The 558-nt window shown below is 69.5% G+C and carries 1 protein-coding gene; it reads left to right on the forward strand.

Annotation, left to right across the window (positions count from 1 at the left end; genetic code table 11):
* A partial coding sequence (locus ABD329_RS48020; protein WP_344318330.1) for an acyltransferase domain-containing protein occupies positions 1-558 on the forward strand: 558 nt, incomplete at both ends.

The following is a 558-nucleotide window of genomic DNA, read 5'->3' on the forward strand; positions in this document are numbered from 1 at the left end:
GGGCGCCGTCGTTGGATCGGGTGGATGTGGTGCAGCCGGTGTCGTTTGCGGTGATGGTGGCTTTGGCGGGGGTGTGGCGGTCGTTTGGTGTGGAGCCGGCGGCTGTGGTGGGTCATTCGCAGGGTGAGGTGGCGGCCGCGTACGTGGCGGGTCTGCTGTCGCTGGAGGATGCCTGCAAGGTGGTGGCGTTGCGGTCGCGGCTCATTGGCCAGCGTCTGGCGGGTCTGGGCGGGATGCTCTCGGTAGCCGTGTCCCAGGATGAGGCTGTGGAGCGGATCGAGGCCGGTGCCTGGGACGGAGTGGAGGTGGCTGCGGTCAACAGCCCCGGCTCGGTGGTGGTGGCTGGGTCTGCGGAGGCGGTGGAGCGGGTGCAGTCTGTGTGTGAGGAGCAGGGGGTTCGGGCGCGCCGGATCTCGGTGGACTACGCCTCCCACACCGCACAGGTTGAGCAGATCCGTAACGAGCTGGCCGAGGCCCTGGAGGGCCTGGTTCCCCAGGGTGGGGGCGAGCGGGTGCCGTTGTTGTCGACGGTGACCGGGCAGTGGGTTTCGCCCGGTG

The sequence above is a fragment of the Streptomyces javensis genome (genome assembly GCF_039525925.1).
GTDB lineage: Bacteria > Actinomycetota > Actinomycetes > Streptomycetales > Streptomycetaceae > Streptomyces > Streptomyces asiaticus.